Source organism: Chroococcidiopsis sp. (assembly GCF_051657925.1).
Taxonomy (GTDB): domain Bacteria; phylum Cyanobacteriota; class Cyanobacteriia; order Cyanobacteriales; family Chroococcidiopsidaceae; genus Chroococcidiopsis.
Genome location: NZ_JBOFLP010000076.1, coordinates 1 through 18,187, shown reverse-complemented (window position 1 = coordinate 18,187; position 18,187 = coordinate 1). Strand labels below are relative to the sequence as shown.

General features: G+C 45.3%; 19 protein-coding genes. 9 read left to right on the top strand and 10 right to left on the bottom strand.

Going from position 1 to position 18,187, the window contains the following annotated elements:
• The 3 genes from ACRC32_RS05880 to ACRC32_RS05870 form a co-directional block, all read left to right on the top strand.
• On the top strand, positions 1–702 hold a 702-nt coding region (locus ACRC32_RS05880; RefSeq protein ID WP_438553113.1), incomplete at its 5' end, for a methyl-accepting chemotaxis protein.
• 171 nt (positions 703–873) lie between these two features.
• Positions 874–3,177 (top strand): methyl-accepting chemotaxis protein, encoded by a 2,304-nt coding sequence (locus ACRC32_RS05875; protein WP_438553112.1) that lies wholly within the window; start codon positions 874–876, stop codon positions 3,175–3,177.
• A gap of 72 nt (positions 3,178–3,249) precedes the next feature.
• Positions 3,250–6,054 carry a hybrid sensor histidine kinase/response regulator gene (locus tag ACRC32_RS05870; RefSeq protein WP_438553111.1) on the top strand — a complete coding sequence of 935 codons (2,805 nt, stop codon included), beginning with the start codon at positions 3,250–3,252 and terminating at the stop codon, positions 6,052–6,054.
• A gap of 29 nt (positions 6,055–6,083) precedes the next feature.
• Here the strand turns inward: ACRC32_RS05870 and ACRC32_RS05865 are convergent, their stop codons facing one another.
• Positions 6,084–6,263, bottom strand: coding sequence for a hypothetical protein (locus tag ACRC32_RS05865; protein ID WP_438553110.1), 180 nt, complete (start codon positions 6,261–6,263; stop codon positions 6,084–6,086).
• Here ACRC32_RS05865 and ACRC32_RS05860 point away from each other — a divergent pair.
• Positions 6,263–6,889, top strand: coding sequence for a ribonuclease H-like domain-containing protein (locus ACRC32_RS05860; protein WP_015154567.1), 627 nt, complete (start codon positions 6,263–6,265; stop codon positions 6,887–6,889). The two genes, ACRC32_RS05865 and ACRC32_RS05860, sit on opposite strands and share 1 nt — an antisense overlap.
• A 56-nt stretch (positions 6,890–6,945) precedes the next feature.
• On the opposite strand, the gene ACRC32_RS05855 is transcribed toward ACRC32_RS05860, so the two are convergent.
• The gene (locus tag ACRC32_RS05855) at positions 6,946–7,239 is read right to left on the bottom strand and encodes a hypothetical protein (protein ID WP_438553109.1); all 294 of its coding nucleotides are present in this window, start codon (positions 7,237–7,239) and stop codon (positions 6,946–6,948) included.
• A 41-nt stretch (positions 7,240–7,280) separates the two neighbouring features.
• The gene (locus tag ACRC32_RS05850) at positions 7,281–8,114 is read right to left on the bottom strand and encodes a peptidoglycan recognition protein family protein (protein WP_438553114.1); all 834 of its coding nucleotides are present in this window, start codon (positions 8,112–8,114) and stop codon (positions 7,281–7,283) included.
• Between the two features lie 159 nt (positions 8,115–8,273).
• Here ACRC32_RS05850 and ACRC32_RS05845 point away from each other — a divergent pair, with 159 nt between their 5' ends.
• On the top strand, positions 8,274–8,633 hold the full coding sequence (locus ACRC32_RS05845; protein WP_015154570.1) for a translation initiation factor: 360 nt from the start codon (positions 8,274–8,276) through the stop codon (positions 8,631–8,633).
• A gap of 168 nt (positions 8,634–8,801) precedes the next feature.
• Positions 8,802–8,963: a YqaE/Pmp3 family membrane protein gene (locus ACRC32_RS05840; RefSeq protein ID WP_438553108.1), complete on the top strand. Its 162-nt coding sequence runs from the start codon at positions 8,802–8,804 to the stop codon at positions 8,961–8,963.
• A 79-nt stretch (positions 8,964–9,042) separates the two neighbouring features.
• Here ACRC32_RS05840 and cobO read toward each other — a convergent pair whose 3' ends face one another.
• The 6 genes from cobO to ACRC32_RS05810 all read right to left on the bottom strand — a co-directional run bounded on the left by cobO (position 9,043) and on the right by ACRC32_RS05810 (position 13,288).
• Positions 9,043–9,714, bottom strand: coding sequence for a cob(I)yrinic acid a,c-diamide adenosyltransferase (gene cobO, locus ACRC32_RS05835; protein WP_438553107.1), 672 nt, complete (start codon positions 9,712–9,714; stop codon positions 9,043–9,045).
• A 175-nt stretch (positions 9,715–9,889) separates the two neighbouring features.
• Entirely contained in the window at positions 9,890–10,807 is a 918-nt protein-coding gene (locus tag ACRC32_RS05830) for a histone deacetylase family protein (protein WP_438553106.1), read from the bottom strand.
• A 107-nt stretch (positions 10,808–10,914) separates the two neighbouring features.
• On the bottom strand, positions 10,915–11,976 hold the full coding sequence (locus tag ACRC32_RS05825) for a glutathione S-transferase family protein (RefSeq protein ID WP_438553105.1): 1,062 nt from the start codon (positions 11,974–11,976) through the stop codon (positions 10,915–10,917).
• Positions 11,977–12,213: 237 nt separating this feature from the next.
• On the bottom strand, positions 12,214–12,357 hold the full coding sequence (locus ACRC32_RS05820; RefSeq protein WP_438553104.1) for a hypothetical protein: 144 nt from the start codon (positions 12,355–12,357) through the stop codon (positions 12,214–12,216).
• A gap of 191 nt (positions 12,358–12,548) precedes the next feature.
• Complete coding sequence (locus ACRC32_RS05815) at positions 12,549–12,842, bottom strand: hypothetical protein (RefSeq protein ID WP_438553103.1); 294 nt, start codon at positions 12,840–12,842, stop codon at positions 12,549–12,551.
• A gap of 209 nt (positions 12,843–13,051) precedes the next feature.
• A complete protein-coding gene (locus ACRC32_RS05810) occupies positions 13,052–13,288 on the bottom strand; it encodes a hypothetical protein (protein ID WP_438553102.1) in 237 nt (78 codons plus the stop codon).
• Between the two features lie 1,272 nt (positions 13,289–14,560).
• Here ACRC32_RS05810 and hppD point away from each other — a divergent pair.
• On the top strand, positions 14,561–15,667 hold the full coding sequence (hppD, locus tag ACRC32_RS05805) for a 4-hydroxyphenylpyruvate dioxygenase (RefSeq protein ID WP_438553101.1): 1,107 nt from the start codon (positions 14,561–14,563) through the stop codon (positions 15,665–15,667).
• A 4-nt stretch (positions 15,668–15,671) separates the two neighbouring features.
• Positions 15,672–16,832, top strand: coding sequence for a homogentisate 1,2-dioxygenase (locus ACRC32_RS05800; protein WP_438553100.1), 1,161 nt, complete (start codon positions 15,672–15,674; stop codon positions 16,830–16,832).
• Positions 16,833–16,846: 14 nt separating this feature from the next.
• Here ACRC32_RS05800 and ACRC32_RS05795 read toward each other — a convergent pair whose 3' ends face one another.
• Positions 16,847–16,972 carry a hypothetical protein gene (locus ACRC32_RS05795; protein ID WP_438553099.1) on the bottom strand — a complete coding sequence of 42 codons (126 nt, stop codon included), beginning with the start codon at positions 16,970–16,972 and terminating at the stop codon, positions 16,847–16,849.
• 50 nt (positions 16,973–17,022) lie between these two features.
• On the opposite strand from ACRC32_RS05795, the gene ACRC32_RS05790 reads away from it, so the two are divergent.
• On the top strand, positions 17,023–17,934 hold the full coding sequence (locus ACRC32_RS05790) for a hypothetical protein (RefSeq protein ID WP_438553098.1): 912 nt from the start codon (positions 17,023–17,025) through the stop codon (positions 17,932–17,934).
• Positions 17,935–18,187: the final 253 nt, after the last annotated feature.

The following is an 18,187-nucleotide window of genomic DNA, read 5'->3' as shown; positions in this document are numbered from 1 at the left end:
GTTCTCAGTCAAGGGACTGACCGAATTATTCAGAAAATGAAAACTCTGGGTGAATTCGTCGGTCTAGCAGACCAATTCGTGCAAGACCAAAGCCAGATTGCTTCTTTGACCCAAGTTCTAGCTTTAAACGCCACCCTAGTAGCAGCCCGCGCCTCCGAACAGCGCGACCCAAGACAGTTTTTAGTTGTAGCGCGAGAATTTGAGGCGATCGCGGCTCAGGTCAGTACCCTAGCGCAGCAGACCAACGAAGGACTCTTCACTCTGCAACAGCGTACCGACCAAATCCATAGTGTAGTATCGGCAATTGACGGCGAAGTCCAAGGCTTGGGTGGATTGGTGAGCGACTTTACGACGGGTGTGGAACAGTCGAACCAAGTGTTTAGTAACGTCCGCAGTAGTACTGTAGAGGTCGTACAGGCTGGACTAGGTGTATCTCGTTCTAGCGATGAAATTCTTCACGCCACCCAGTCTACAGCTCAAGCAATGAATGATATTGCCGATCTAGCCAAACGTACCGCGCTGTTAACTCAGAGTACGCGCCTGCAATCAGAACAGATGCAACAGCTATCGCGCAAACTACTCAGCAGTATTCAATTCTTCCGCTTACCTGAATCTGCCTTGAAGCAAAATGCAACTTTTTCAGATCTGGAATTATTCTCTGAAGTTGAAGATGCTGTTGCTATCGAACTGACAACAACTTAACGCACCGCTCTGCGGCATATCGTCCCTATAGATGGCTGTACGGGCGGGTTTTGGAAACAAAAACTCTGGAATCGATTGCTCGCCTCGCTAAACCCGCCCCTACGAATATTTGACTTTTGACTTTTGACTTTTAACTTTTGACTTGCTTATCCAGTCATTTTTCCTGCTCTTATGACAACGAATTCATCAGACCTCGGCTTGCCATCTGCTCCTAACAATGCAGCTCCATCACCTTCAAGTAATGCCAACCGCTCTATCAAAAAAGGCTTGAGTTTGCGTTTGAAAACTACTTTGGCAGCAGTAGCAATTGGTACCCTGCCTGTAGTCGCTACTGGGATCGCAGCCAATCTCATTGCAGCCAATATGTTAGACGCGCAAATTGAGCTTGCCAAGCAGGAAGAAACTGTGGCGATGATGGACAAAGTTGAGCGTTTTCTGTTTGAGCGTTACGGCGATATTCAAGCTCTCAGCAACCTGCCAATTTTGCGAAATGAGAAAGTGAAGCAAGTTGTTTCTGTAAAAGACCGTTCGCAGGTACTAACCAATTACGCCAAAACTTATGAAGTCTATGACAATATCGCCTTCATCGATTTAAACGGCAACAATATCTTAGTTTCACAAGGGGTTAAACTTGGCAGTCACAAAACAGAAGATTACTTTCAAGTCGTCCTTGCCACTGGAAAGCGATTTATTTCTCAACCCAGAGTTGCACCATCTACGGGTAAAACTGTTATTTACCTTGCCGCACCCGTGCGAGATTCAGTTACAGATAAAATAGTTGGTGTCGTGCGTACCCAAATGCCAGTTCGATTTCTGGACGATCTAATTAAGAGCTATGGTGGAAATGACAGAACTTATCATTTAGTCGATAAAGCAGGCAAGGTTTTTGTCACCAACGATGGCACTGAGACTTTAGGCATGGATGCCGCCGAACACCTCGCTCCTTTTCCACAACTGCGCCAGGATAGAAAAGCTGCATCGACAAAATCTTACGAACCTTTAGAAAAGCGGCATGTGGTTGGGGGATATGCTCCGTTCGAGCCAACCCAAGGACTACCAGATCTAGGTTGGGATGCCTTTATTCTGTCAGATCGAAACGTTGCTTTTGCAGTCAACAATCGCTTGGCGCAAATTTTTGCCCTCGGTACTTTAGCAGCAGCAGTTGCAGTAAGTGCGATCGCAGTGCTTTTAGTCAACCGATCGCTCCAACCAATTGAGGCGGCGACTAAAACTGTCCAAAAGTTGGGAGCGGGCGATCTGGATGTACGTCTTGCAGTCAAAGGCAGTGACGAATTAGCAATGCTAGGAGCCAATATCAATCAGATGGCTGACCAAATCCAAGATTTGTTAGATAACTTAAAGGGAACTGCTGAAATTAAGCAATTGAAAGAGGCAATCGAGCAGGAGAGCCACGTCTTACAATCAGATGTGGGTCATCTACTCGATGCAGTAGCAGCACTGGAAGGCGGAGACTTGACAATACAAGCACCGGTGAGCGATCGCGCTACTGGACTGGTAGCAGATACCCTCAACCGCCTGATTGAAGAACTGGCTCGAATTATGGCAACGGTATTATCGACTGCCCAACAAGTGACTCAGGGATCGACAGAGCTAGAACAACTAGCAGCAGTAACAGCCCAACAAGCACAGCAGCAAGCACGATCGGTCAATGCCGTGCAAGCCTCAGTTGTCACTTTCTCCGATTTATCCCAACAAACAGCACAGCAAGCATTGGCATCAGACCAAGCCGTGCAACAGGCACAAATCGCTGTTACTCAAGGACAGGAGGAAATGGTGAAACTGACCGAAGAAATTAAAGTTCTTCACTCAGGTACGGAACAAATCGTCAAACGCGCCCAAATTTTGACTAACTTCGTGACCTCAGCCGCCCAGTTTGCCAAAGACCAAAAACGAGTTGCTGCCCTAACACGGGTACTTGCGTTAAATGCTTCTATGATTGCCGCTCGTGCCTCTGGACAGCAAGACCCCGACCAATTTGCTAGTGTTGCTCGCGAGTTTGAAACCATCGCGACTCAAGTTAACGATCTTGCCGTTCAAACAAATCAAGGCTTGCTGTTATTGCAACAGCAGGCAGCCCAAATTCAAACTGTCGTGTCTGGGATTAACCAAGATGTGCAAGACATCAGCCATTCAGTGAATCAATTCGTTGGCAGTGTAGAGCAATCGCAACACGTATTCGAGCTGATTAAAGCCGTAACCGACCGCGTAGCTCAGGTAGGACAACAAGTGACTGCATCTAGCCAAGCGATCGCCGCAGAAGCGCAAACGACGCTGCGATCGATTGAAGAAATTGCGACGGTAGCTGCTAAGACAGAACAGCAATCTAGTTTCACTCAGGAACAAGCCGGGTTAATTGACAACATGGCGCGGATGTTATTAGAAAAAGTCAGCTTCTTCCGCATTTCCGAAGAGGTGCAGGGAGCAGGGAGCAGGGACGAGCTGGGAGCAGTGTAGAGACGTTACATGTAACATCCCTACACAGTATCTAGTTATCAGTAAATACATACTACACCCATATACCCTATTATGTTGGAACAACATAGCTCCACTGCTGCTGAGTCAGATTTTGTTGACGTAGCCGAGCTGCAATTACAGCAAGAGCTGCGCAGTATGTTTGCTGTTGATACTCAAACTTATCTGCAAACATACATGAATCTCGTCCAAAAGCTTCAGCCTCAAACTTGGACGGCAGACATTCAAGAAACTTATCGCTGCGTCCACACGATCAAGGGTGGAGCCGTGACGGTGGGTGCTGATGGGATTCTTTATGTCTCAACTATTCTAGAGGACTTACTTTCAGACTTGCGCTACCTGCAAATTGCACCTCCGCTAGAAGACGGTCAGCTGTCGCAAATGCTGGCAGAAGCGGGAGAACTTCTGACTGCAAGCTTGCAAGTTGAAGTAACAGGAGAAGCGGCGATCGCTGCCGTCCAACCTAGCGTCGATCGCATTGCAGCTCTACGCCAAGAAATTCAGCAACTCTACTTACCGGAAGCCAACGAACAAACGAAGTTATTTCAAGAGTTTGCCGAACAGGGCTTCGATCTCGTCGTGCTGGACTTGGAAATGGCACTAGAAGAAATGCCCGATCGCGGTCAAGTTCCTTCAGAAGTTATCAAAACAGCAAAACAAACGCTTCAGCAACTGATACAAATCGGTAACGATTTAGAATTTGGGGCTGGTTGGTTAGACTTGCTACGTTATAGCAAAGCTTTACTCAACCGCCCCGAAGCCGATTTCTGGCGATCGCAGTGGTCTAAATATCTCCCCCTGTTAAAAAACTGTGCCAGACAAGGTGGGAAGTTGCCTGTTGTGAAGGGAGCAGGGAGCGCTTCGGTGCAGGGAGCAGGGGAAGAAAGCAGAGGGGCAGAGGGAGCAGAGGGAGCAGAGGGGCAGAGGAGCAGGGGAGCAACTACCAATTACCAATTACCCATTACCAATTACCAACAACCAACTACCGAAACAAATATCCAAGTTCCCGTCCCTCTAGAACGCTTGGAGCGATCGTCTCAGCGTTTGGTGGAGACGCTATTATCTGCACGGGCAGTGCAAGGATTTTATCAATCTTTGCAGACGCAAATCGGACAACTGCTGTCGCTGGCGCAAGATAGCGTGCAATACCTGACGCAGTTAAGACAAGTTCAAGACGATTACGCCCTTTTAGACAACTTACAACAACAGCGCTCTAGTTTATCGACGGCTCCAGTTTTAGAGCGGTATCGTCAAGGTTATACAATTGTCAATCGTCTGCTAGAACTGAGTTTGCGCCTATCAGAATTGGGTGCGGAAGCAGCAACAAGTTCGCGACTAACAGCAGATAGTTTGCAATTGTTAGATCGCAATGTCCTCAACCTCCAACAAACAGTAGAAGAAAGCCGGCTGATCCCATTTAAGGTTTTGGGTTTTCGGGCGAAAGGTATTCTCCGCGATCTCATGAATCGCTTTGGTAAGCCGGCTCAGTTAATCGTACAGGGGGAACACTTGGAACTCGATGCTGGTACGGTACAACACCTAGAGCCAGCTCTATTACACTTAATGCGTAACGCCTACGACCATGCTTTAGAGCCTGCTGCCGATCGCCTAGCATTAGGGAAACCAGAACAAGGAACGATTATCTTATCGCTACGCCGCCAGGGGAAATTTTACCTGCTATCTTTGCAAGATGACGGAGGTGGCATTGATGCCAGCAAGATCTCCCAACTTGCCCAAGCGCGAGGACTACCCCTGACTCGTACCGATACCCCCGCCGATTTACTTGCCGTTCTCTGTCAACCTGGCTTTAGCTCTCGTAGCGAAGTGAGTGATATTTCTGGACGCGGAGTAGGGATGGACGTAGTTGCCACCCAAATTGCTACTATCGGCGGACACCTCAACCTGAAAACGTTACTGGGAGCAGGGACAACTTTTCAGATGCAAGTTCCCGTACCGCACTTATTAGTACGCTGCGTTTTGGTACAAGCAGGCGATCGCAACTTTGCCATTCCTGCCGAAGAGATCGTGACTACGACTCTTTGGAGTAATTTATCAGCAACGCCCAGCGATCGCGATCCGATGTCTAGCGCTCCTAACTGGTTTGTGACTCAAGATGAAGCTTCAATGCCATGTCTTGACCTATTAGAATACTGGCAACCAGGAGCAAGAGCAAACCGTCCATTGTCAGATACGGCGATTTGTTTGCGAATTCGCCCTACTTTTTCTTCTGTCACAGCCGAACGAGACGCTTGGTTGCTGGCAGATGACTTGCTAGAACAGTCGGAACTATTAATTGAGCCTTTGCCCAGCCCGTTAATTTCACCTATAGGGTTAATGGGGGTAACTTTACAAACCGATGGGATGTCGATCGCGGTTTTAGAACCTGCCTCTCTAGCAGCACACTTGTGGATGAGTCCCATTGGAGATGGCGATCGCACTATCGTTCCCAACTTCGATCTAGCAGAAATATTTGCCGAACCTCCTGCTGCCAGTCGTACTATTCTTGTTGTTGATGACGCAGCACTGGTGAGGCGGCGAATTGAAGCAAGTTTGACTGCAAACGGTTACACAGTTGAGACTTGTCGCGACGGTTTAGAAGCATGGACTTGGCTCTCTAGCCATCCCGTACCAGCTTTGTTAATTACCGATATTGAGATGCCAGGGATGGACGGTTTTACCCTGATCGATCGCTGTCGGCAAGCAGGCATGAAGTTACCCGCCCTTGTCATTTCTTCCCGTTTATCAGAAGAATGGAGTAACGAAGCGCGGCGCGTTGGTGCAACAGATTACCTTACCAAAGGATTCACGACCCCTGAATTGCTGAGTAAAGTAGGCTCTTTTGTAAGTCGTAAGTCGTAAGTCGTAAATCAAAAGTCAAAAGTCAAAAGTCAAAAGTCAAAATCGAGGAAACGGGAGACAGTTGACGGTTGTTGGTAATTGGTAGTTGCTCCCTCTGCTCCCTTTGCTCCCTCTGCTCCCTTTGCTCCCTCTGCTCCCTCTGCTTTCTTCCCCTGCTCCCTGCTCCCTTGTAGTATTTTAGTAACGAAAGATCGAGTTAGGTGGGGCAATGGTAGGAGAAGATTTTCAGATTTGCGATCGCGACCTGAGCCATGAGGCTTTAGCTCAATTTATGGATGCTACAGCAATTGCAGTAGATACGGAAACAATGGGTTTGCTCGTCCACCGCGATCGCCTTTGCTTGGTACAGTTGTGCGATAATCGGGGCAGAGTTGCGGTTGTTCGCATTGCCAAAGGACAAACGGACGCACCTAATTTAAAACAATTATTAGAAGCAGATATCGAGAAAATTTTTCATTTTGCACGGTTCGATCTTGCCACTCTAAAACATCATCTTGGTATTCAAGTCGCACCAATTTTTTGTACGAAAATTGCTAGTAAATTAGTGCGAACATACACAAATCGCCACAGTTTGAAAGAATTAGTGCAAGAATTAGAACTGGTAGAACTCGATAAAAGCGCTCAAAGTTCTGATTGGGGAAATGCAGCAAATTTATCTGAAGAACAACTCCGCTATGCCGCTAATGATGTCCGCTATTTAATCTCATTGCGGCAAAAACTCACAGAAATGCTCAAACGAGAAGAACGCTGGGAACTCGCGCAAACCTGTTTTCAAACTTTGCCAACCATCGTTGCGCTTGACTTATTGCAATTCAAAGATTTATTCGAGCATTAATTCAAAAGTCAAAAGTCAAAAGAACTTACAACTGACAACTGACAACTGACAACTGCTCACTGAATTAAGCCAGATGCTAGTTCGCGGACGATCAAAATTTGGAATTTACCCGCAGGAATGCTAGTGCTGAGGCGGCGGACGAATAAATGATAAGTTCCCGTTTCAATGCGGACATCGCGCTCGATCGCCACTATGGGTGTATCGCTATTTGAGCTGTTTTCCAAAAGATTGCAGGCATCAAGTAGGGCTTCAAGTACGACTGAATCAGCCGTTCCTACTGCCTTTTCAACTAAAGTAGTTGCTTGAGGCAAAAGACGATGTGTGAATTCATCATCGGATTTTAAAGCCATTTTTTTCAGTTATCAGTTACTTACGACTTACGACTTACAACTTACGACTTACGAGTTATTCCTCTATAAGCGTGCAACAAACTGAGAAACTTCCGGCGATCGAAAGAGCGCGGATCGCTTCTACTACCAGAGCGATCGACTGCTTTATGTGTGGTGATTCTTGCATCAGGGACTTTACTTTGAGCAATTAACCAAGCGAGAGATTTATATTGAGCTTGAGTATAACCACTATGACGGCGATCGCGATCGCGTCCGTCTACTGGAGTTTCTAGCGAGACATGGTAGGCAAAGTTATTGACTGAAGATGCTAGGTTGGGGTGAGTTTTGACGGTTTCAGCTCCATGACTACCTATAAAGACAGAATTGGCTGCTCCAAAAGCTCGTTTTTCTGGCGGGACTATGTATATTACCGTACCATCTAACCCAATTAGGGTATGGTAGCTCACTTGTTTATCGTCTTGCTGGTGTGGAGTTCGGAAGGTATTGATTGCAGAAGCGGCGGAGTAAACAGTCTCGTGTAGGACGATAATCGGTTTGTTGTAAACTGGTTTGCCATAAATATCTGTGGCGAAGCGATCGCCATAGTTGAGCGGATGCGCCCAGGCAATCTGATATCTTGGTTTATAGCTGGTAGCAGTAGCAGTATTAGCTACCTGTATCTCGTTGGGAGAATTGGCATTTTGTTGCTCCTGGCGCTGTGTAACTTTAAGTGGAGGCACAATTGTCTCTTCGTAGGACACGGGGATTGCAGGTAAAACAGATGCATCTATTTGCTGTAACTGTGGTGTTTGAGGAGATAGAGAAAGTGCTACAGCAACGCATAAAGATAGAAGAAATATTAGTAAAGCTCTCGTTTTCCAAACACTAATTTCCATAGTCATTTGTCATTCGTCATTTGTCACTGCTACCTACTCCCTACTCCATTGTTTCTTTCTACTTCCGCTTTTTGCCATCTGCTTTCTTGCACTAGACTGTTTTACAGTGGAATAGTTACAGGCACTACAAAAATCTTTACCCATAGAGCGATCGCATTTATGTCAACTGAGAAGCGTAAATCGTCTAATTCTAACAAACAAGAAAAAGTCGTCTACCGCGAATTTGGTGGCGATAACTCGGCGGCTACAGAAAGAGCTGTCCCAGACTTACCACCCTCTCAGCAAAACCTGCGCGTCCAATCTTCTCGTGCTGGACGTAAGGGAAAGACTGTCACTGTCATCACTGGTTTTCAAGCCAAGCCAGAAACTTTGACAGCATTGCTCAAACAACTCAAATCTCAGTGTGGTGCTGGGGGTACGGTGAAAGAAAATGAAATTGAAATTCAAGGCGACCACAAGCAAAAACTACTGCAAGTTTTGACTCAAATAGGTTACAAAGTCAAGATTAGTGGCGGCTGAGAAGATGTTATATTTTGGATTTTGGATTATTGCTAGAGCCAAATCTATCTCAATGGTGATGTCACGGTTTTAGCAATTATGTCAACCTAGAATGGTAAAAATGCAGTAGCTTATCTGTGCTTATTTCAGCCACGAAGTTACTTTTGCACATTCACATGGGAGGATGAAATGGACATTATTCGGTTGCTGTGTGCCATTTTTTTACCACCACTAGGCGTTTTTTTACAAGTAGGTTTGGGAGTTGATTTTTGGATTAATGTCCTGTTAACATTACTAGGCTACGTTCCAGGTATTGTTCACGCCGTATGGATCATTCTTTCTAAGAAGTAGTAATTGGTAATAGTGAGTGGCTAGCGGCTAGTGGCTCGATTCTAGTCACCAGTCACTAGTTACTAGCCACTAATAACTGTTAATATTCAATTCCTGGTTGAGCTTTGACACCTTGTTCGCGAAATGGATGTTTAACTAAAGTCATTTCTGTGACCAAATCTGCTTTTTCGATTAACGCGGCAGGTGCGCCTCTTCCTGTTAAAATAACATGACTATTGACTGGTTTTTGCTCCAATCCAGTTAAGATTTCTCCTATTTCTAAATATCCAAGTTTAAGTGCTACATTAATTTCATCTAATAACACCAAGTTAAAGTCTGAGTTGAGGATGTAGGCTAATCCTTTTTGCCAAGCTGTATTGGCATTTTGGATATCGCGATCGCGATCTTGGGTTTCCCAGGTGAAACCTTCTCCCATAGCATGAAACTCTAAGCGATCGCCAAACTGACTGAAAATAGCTTTTTCCGCAGGTTCCCAAGCACCTTTAATGAATTGCACGATCGCCACGCGATAGCCGTGACCGAGCGATCGCAATACCATACCTAAAGCTGCTGTGGTTTTCCCTTTACCGTTACCCGTATTGACAATAATCAAACCTTTCTCTTTCGAGGCTTTAGCAACGCGATCGTGTTGTACCTGTTGGCGGCGCTGCATTTTTTGGCGATACTGTTCTGGCGTGAGGGAGGATGATTCTGCGACGGCGACATCGCTGGTGGTTTCTAAGCTGCGATCGGATTGAGAGTTGGTTGGCATTGGGATGGCAATAAACAGACTGGGATAATTTTAGGATAGTTTGATTTGAACGCGGATGGTAATGGGTAATGGGTAATAGGTAATGGGTAATTGGTAGTTGCTCCCCTGCACCTGAAGCCCCTCCGCTCCCTCTGCTTTCTTCCCCTGCTCCCTACTCCCTACTCCCTACTCCCTTTCACAACCGATATTGATGAAAAACCTCGCTGGCGGCGCGGTGGACGAGGGAATGACGGTAAACGAGAGACTCCATATCTTCTGCATACCCGCCACCAATGACGCAGGCGACAGGATAGCCAGCCGCAACGCAGGTACTCAAAACTTGCATGTCGCGGCGAAATAAACCAGTATTCGTTAAAGCTAATTTCCCCAAGCGATCGCCTATATGCGGATCGACTCCGGCATCGTATAATACTAAGTCTGGCTGAATCCTTGATAGTAAATCTGGTAAATATTGGGCTAGTGTTTGCAAATATTCATCGTCTTCCATGCCTTCGGGTAAAGGCACGTCTAAATCGCTTTTCTGTTTTGTCCCAGGAAAATTAATTTCGCAATGCATCGAGAACGTAAACACGCTGGGGTCATTTTGAAAGATAAAAGCAGTGCCATCGCCTTGATGTACGTCTAAATCTACAATCAAAACTTTGCGGACGAGATTTAATTCTTGTAATACGCGAGTGGCGATCGCTAGATCGTTAAAAATACAGAAACCGGAACCATAACTGGGAAAAGCATGATGGGTTCCTCCTGCTGTATTGCAAGCTAATCCGCACTCTAACGCTAACTTGGCGGTTAAAACAGTTCCCCCGACTGCAACACAAGTACGGTTGGCTAAAGCTGGACTCCAGGGTAATCCAATGCGCCTCTGTGCTTTAGCATCTAGCGTCCCGGTACAATAAGCCTGGACGTATTCTGGGACGTGTACCAACTCAATCCAAGCTTGCGGCGGACGTTCGGGAATCTGAAATTGTTCTGGATACGCTACGCCATCAGCTATCAGTAACTCGTAAAGTAACTGAAACTTCGGCATGGGAAAGCGATGAGTATCGGGTAAGGGAACGACGTAATCGGGATGGTAGACCAGGGGTAAATCCATGCTTAGCTAAATTGTTCCACATTTAATTCGCAAGCATATAGCAGCTAAAAGCCTTGCTGCAACTACATTTTCCCTTTTTGACTTTTAACTTTTAACTTTTGACTTACTTATGACTTCCCTATATTTTCTCTCCCATGCGGTACAAGCAAGCTTGACATATCTGGACCTGCGGGAATAATTCCACCAGGATTTAAGGGAAATAGATTGCCGTAGTAATCTTGCTTGACACTTTCTAAATCGCAAGTATCAGCCACCCCAGGTAATTGATACAAGTCGCGCAGATACGATCCTAAGTGTTGATAGTCTTGAATGCGGCGGCGGTTGCACTTAAATATGCCGTAGTAGGCAACATCAAACCGAAATAGAGTGGTAAATAGCCGGATGTCTGCTAGAGTTAGGCGTGAAGCGGAGCTATCCCGCAGGGAATCGCCACACAGATACCGACTGTTTGCCAAGACCACATCAATTTCGTCCAGAGTCGCAAATAATTCGTTGCAAGCTTCTAAGTATGCCGCTTGTGTCTGAGCCAAACCGCAGCGGTATACCCCATTATTAACAGCATGGTAAATTTTTTCATTCCACCAGTCAATCTTTTCTCGCAAATCTTCAGGATAAAGATCTACTTTTGGATGCTGAGCAAACTCGTTAAAGGCATTATTTAAAATGACAATAATTTCCGCGCTCTCGTTATTGACGATCGCCTTTGTTTGTTTATCCCATAAGACGGGAACCGTACAGCGTCCTTGATATCCTGGTTTTGCCAACTGATACAACTCTGCTAGGCTGCGACAGCCTTCTTCTTGCTGAGGTAGTACCCAACCGCCTTGAATTGGATCGGGTGTGGCGATCGCAACTGAGATGACATCTTCTAAACCCTTGAGCGATCGTACCACGAGCGTTCTATGCGCCCAAGGGCAACTAAGTCCGACGAAAAGTTGGTAGCGTCCTGTTGCTGGTGGGTAAGGACTGTCTATACCAATAGAGTCGCGAAACTGACTGCTAGGACGAAGATATTCCCCCGATTTACCACGGGGTGCAAGCTGCGACATCATCAACTGCCAGAGTGTCGTCCAAACAAATTTGCCCAACCAGATAATTAACTTGGGTGGTAGAGATTTCCTCTTCTGCTTGGGTTTGGTAGCAGTTACATGTTGGTTATCAGCGCTCATTTTCAGACAAAAATCAACGATTTATTGTCAGCTTGGCTTTCTCGATCGACCGTCTATAAAAGCTTAGAGGGTTGGAAAAGTAAGGAAATGCGAATGAAAGGATATTAACCTTCACATCTTTCGGTACTAGAACCTAAATCTAGCGCAATGAAAGACTGGAAACATTGTAACACAAGGAATTTTTATCAATAGTCACTTGAACCATAGTCATTTCATAGTCAAATCCAGCTAATCCATTCATTCAGGTGGTGTTGGTGGGCTAGCACCTGCGTATATAACTGCTGCCTTAGCTTGTCTACGTGCTGCCTCTACTGCTGCCATTGCTTCGTCCCAGTTGGGATATGTGCTGTATGTCCAGTCACCAGGACTGTCACCTTCCACAGCAATTATAGTTTCTTGTTGTTTCCAGTCTTCACTAGGTCGTTAACGTTCATCCTACCGGAATTAACTATATACACTTGTAAATCTAAATCTGCTATGACATAGCATCTAATAACATTAAATGAGGGTTTCTAGACGGATATAGAAGGAGTAACTTATTGAATTGACAAGTCAGACAACAGACATTATCCTCATGGCCGATCGGTACTTTGTTGCCAATTGAAACTGCTGCCACTTGGTAAACCTCCATCACGGAGACTGCCATAATATCTACGACCTGCATTTAAAGCTGCTTCTCTCAATCTTATACTTCCTGGATCTTGACGAAGGGCTTCTTTTGTAGCTTCGTATTCTTGCTCTGTTTTTGCTCTGTGGTTTGAAGTAGACACAGATCTAGCCACAAGCCAAATAATCGGAGAAAATACAATGAAAACAATCAAAGCATTGATTATAAAATTAACAATTGCAATAAAAACTTGCTGCAATATACTTGTAAATATCAACCAGGAGGTTACGATAGCTATCACTAAAAAGATTATAGATTTTTGATATTTATTTTGTCGAGTACATACGATGAAATTACTACCGAGTGGTTCATCTTCCTAACTAAGACTTTCTACTCTACCCAGTGCGATCGCAACCATTTTCAAACTAAACAGTGGTTCTCTGGTCAGTTTTTTGGGCAACCTACATACTAGCTAGAATGTGGGAGTTTTAGAATGTCCAACCATCTTTGTCCGAAGTGTAACTCAAGCAATATTAGGGTTAAGGGATATATCAGACACGTAGGAAAAGCAGCAGGGAAAGTCGAAACTGTAGTAACCTCAGCTACTACTATTGAACTAGTACCAGCCGCAGACGCAGCACCAGCAATAGCTGCCAGTACTTTTGCATCTTTATTTTTGACTGTAGCTTTTACAGCATCATCCATATGTATTTTTCCTACAATTATTAGCTTTTAACTTAATTTTCAGTAAGAGCTTTATTCTAAAAATTAGTTAGATAGCAATAAAAAACACTCTTACTCTCGTTAAATACTACAAAAGAAGAAGACAAACCATATAAAGATTGACTGAATGTTTTATAGAGAAAGCTTAAAAAAACTATAGAGAGCAAGCAAAGAATATTTAAAGTAGTTGTAAAAATCCAATTATTGACTTATCTTGTTTCACTTATCTTTTTGCCGTATTTTTTCAAAAAACACCTAAAAAAGTTTTTCCTCACTTATAATTCTTTCGATTCTGTTTCGCTTGAGCCAGATTGCTATTATTCATGCAATAAATACTATGCAATGTCTTCCTAATTCACACAGTTAGTAAGCTTATTTCCTAGGGTGGTTGCGAGTATATTTATAGGTTGAATTAAACAATCATTCTAGGTAGATTAAGCAGTTATCATAGTATGTAGACATCTACCTATGTAAAAACAATGCCGGAAAAAGAATAGATTGGGAACCTCTTAAACGAGAATTCATATACGGACGTACAGAAAGAGATATAGAGACAGGTTTATTAAAAACGACATATCCAACTTTCAAGAGCTAGCAAGTAAGTACGTTTGCGCTGTAGAAACTATTAATCATAAATCTCAAAATGACGCGATCGCTCCTTGGTCAAAGCAGAGAGCCAAGATAAAAGAGAAACTGCGCCAGAAGTTAAATAACGAAGAAATCAATTTAGTATTATCCAATTCAGCTAAATACGATTTAACAAACTTACAACGAGTAGATAATACTTTTAAGCTACTACAAAAGTTCTTCCATCCTTATATAGACTATTTTAACGACCGAGATTCTTTTACAGAAGCTCCTCCCCGTGTTTCTGTCTCTTGGGATGGACTGCTCGGTTACGCTTAAAGGATTACACCTAAAGATAGATAAATAAAATACATAAACCAAACCAAGTTTACTAGTGCATCATTCATGCTAGATGGAGCTAAAAAATAAGTTTTATAATCTTATTAGAGTCTTTTGGTTAACAACAACTCAAATATCAATTTAAAAGACAACTTCAGCTCCTGGGCAACAACGGTCTCACACAAATGTGACGTAAAAGGTATTGCGGTAACGTTTGTGCCAGATTGTGCTGACTCGGTAATGCAAATAGAGAGTTAGAAGTGTTTGCGTTTCAATCGCTCCAATTGTCTGATGAGATTCAGTCGCAGGTTGGGCAATTGGACAAGTTTCTTCAAAGGAGAAATCCCAATGAGCGATTTTTGCCCGATTAAGCGATTTGACCACCTTGAGTTCTATGTTGGGAACGCAAGGCAGGCAGCACTATTTTATTCCAAGTGTTTTGGATTCACGATCGCTGCCTATCGAGGACTAGAGACTAATAGCCGCGCCACTGCCTCATACGTACTAGAGCAAGGGGATATTCGCTTTGTTTTGAGTACGGGACTGCATCCAGAACATCCCATCTCCAAAAGCGTACTCAAACACGGTGACGGAATTGCCATTATTGCTTTAGAAGTCCCTGATGTTGTTAGCGCCTATCAGGAAACAACTCGACGAGGTGCGGTTGGAGCGATCGCCCCGACGGAAGCACAAGATAACTATGGAGTGTTACGCTACAGTGCGATTCATACCTATGGCGATACCTTAATCGAGTTCGTCGATCGCAGCAATTATGCAGGTGTTTTTGCTCCTGGTTTTGAACCTCGGAATCTACATACCAACCGCAAAGGAGTGGGATTGAAAACCATCGACCACGTAGTTGCAAATGTAGAACTAGGGGCAATGGAGAGGTGGACGCGGTTTTTTGCTGAGACGATGGGCTTTAACCTATTAATACATTTTGACGATCGCGCTATTTCTACTGAGTACTCAGCCTTAATGTCCAAGGTAATGCAGGACAGCACGGGTACGATTAAATTACCAATTAACGAACCAGCTTTAGGCAAGGGCAAATCTCAAATTGAAGAGTACCTGGAATATTACCACGGAGCTGGAATTCAACACGTTGCCTGCGCGACCGACAGCATCGTCGAGACAGTCACTCAGATGCGGGCAGCAGGAGTTGAGTTTCTATCGACACCAAAAACGTATTACGAAAACTTAGAGGAGCGAGTAGGAAAAATCGACGAGTCAATCGAGCGGCTAGCCGAGTTAGGCATCTTAGTAGATCGAGAAGAAGATGGGTATTTATTACAAATTTTCACCCAGCCAGTACAAGACCGACCGACGCTGTTCTTTGAGGTCATCGAGCGACACGGAGCGCAAGGCTTCGGTGAGGGGAATTTCAAATCCTTGTTTATCGCGATCGAACGCGAGCAAACCTTGAGAGGCAATTTGGCGATCGCAACGGTGTGAAACCATGACTTATTACTACTATTTGGGGAACATTCCTCACAAACGACACACTCAATTTCGTCAACTAGATGGCTCTCTGTATCACGAAGAATCGATCGGGCTTCGTGGCTTCTCAGGCGTGCAATCTTTGCTCTACCACCTGCATCCACCTACGCAAATTCAGAAAATTTGGATCGAGGGCAACGTAGAAATTCCCTACGAAGACCAAAGCCCCTTGCATCACCGCCACCTACGCACGGCAACTATGACAGCGAAAGGCGATGCTGTGGAATCGCGCATCCCCTTAATGGCAAATTCAGACATATGCATATCAGTCGCTTGCCCGACACGACCTATGCAGTATTGGTATCGGTTCGCCTGCGGCGATGAAGTCATTTTCATCCATGACGGGAGCGGCATATTAGAAACTCAGTTTGGCAATCTCTTCTACCGACCTGGCGATTACTTGGTGATTCCCACGGGAGTTCTTTGGCGTATCCTCCCTGATGCAGCAGTCGAGCAGCGCATGTTGGTTGTAGAAGCTTACGGACACATCGAGTCACCAGCACGTTATCTCAATCGCTACGGTCAATTTCTCGAACACTCCCCCTACTGCGAGCGCGATATTCGTCCGCCAAACCAACTAATCGTCCACGACGAGGAAGGAGAATTTGAGGTTCGAGTCAAAGCTGGAAACCAGATTACTAGCTACCTCTATCACCATCATCCCTTAGATGTTGTGGGATGGGATGGGCATCTTTGGCCCTTTGCCTTCAACATCGAAGACTTTGAGCCAATTACAGGTCGGGTTCACCAACCGCCTCCAGTGCATCAAACATTTGAAGCCCCCGGATTTGTTTTGTGTTCCTTCGTACCGCGTCTGTTTGATTATCACCCTTTAGCAATTCCGGCTCCATACAACCATTCCAACGTCGATTCAGATGAGGTGATTTACTACGCCGAAGGAAAATTTATGTCGCGTAAAGGAATTGAACGGGCATCGATTACCGTTCATCCCAGGGGTATTCCCCACGGTCCTCACCCAGGCATGTACGAGGGGTCAATTGGAAAAGAACGGACTGACGAACTCGCTGTGATGATCGACACCTTTCGTCCGCTGAAGTTGACACAGCACGCTCTTAAATTTGAGGACAAAGACTATTCATATAGTTGGGTTAGTCATTAGTCACTGGTCATTGGTCATTTGTAAATAGGGTGTGGGGTGTGGGGTGTGGGGTGTGGGGTGTGGGGTGTGGGGTGTAGGGAAATTTTGAATGCGTGAATGCGTGAATGCGTGAATTGTCTTGCTCCCTCAGCTCTCTTCACCCCTTGTCCCCTCTACTCAAAAGCTCCATTACCGTTAGGAGTAATAAATTATGACTTCTCTTTTGACAACATCTTCAAGTAGATTAACTATTTCTTCGCGGATTGAGGAACGCTTGCGCCAAGGCGAACTGACTCAGGATCGAGTAGACGAGTTTAGAGATTTTCTGGTCGAAGTCGATCGCGAATTCATGCAGCACCGCATCATTACTAATAACGCCTATACTGGTTGGTTTCGCGAGGGTAGGGCTACCGACGAGGAGCTAGTCTACTTTATTAAACAGTTTTCAGTTTTTTCTAACCAATTTCTGATTGCTGCTTTACAAAAAGTTATCAACTCACCGACGCTGCAACAATCGCGTGCTAGCCGAGAAATTTTGCTCAACGAGCTAGGCGTAATCTATCGCAAGCTAGGACAGACAGGTAGTAGCCACGTTACCCAGAGTGCAGAAAAAGACCGCGAAGGCGAACCCGAACTGGTCAGCACTGAGGGTACAGTAGACGGTGGGATTTGCCGTTTTCAAGCGGCTCATTTTGAGTGGTTAGTTGGTGTTGCTGAGGGGTTAGGTCTGAGCTATGCCGACATTGGTAAGCGCAAGCATGGTAGTCCTACAACTTTGCACTTCTGCGATGAATTAATCCGCCTCTACGGTAGCGCCGATCCGCAGATCGCTGAGGGTGCTAGCTTTGCAGTCGAAAACTGGGCGGCGGCTGGCTTTTGGCAAGAATTGGAAGATGGTCTAACGCGCATCAAGCAAACGCGACACTTGCACTTGCGCCTCGCATTCTTCACCTGGCACAACCGCGTCGAAGCACAACACGCCGGACACACGCTAGAGGAACTGGAGGAAGTTTATTTCAAACCAGACTTCGATCGCGCCAAATTTATCCAAGGTGGTCGAGAAATTCTCGATGCGATCGCTGTCTTTTGGGACGGACTGAATTCAGTGACCAGTGACCAGTGACCAGTGACCAGTGACCAGTGACCAGTGACCAGTGACCAGTGACCAGTTATCAGTTAATTCCGACTTCTGACTCCTGACTCCTGACTCCTGACTTCTGACTTACGACTTATCAATTATGGCTAGCATATCTTCCTTTCCCAATATTGGCACGATAAGCTCGATCCGAGCCTTTGTCGAGCTTTTTCGGCTGTCATCTGGTATCCTTGCAGCTTTAGCAGGCTGTGCCACAATCTATGCTCTCGATGCCACAGTT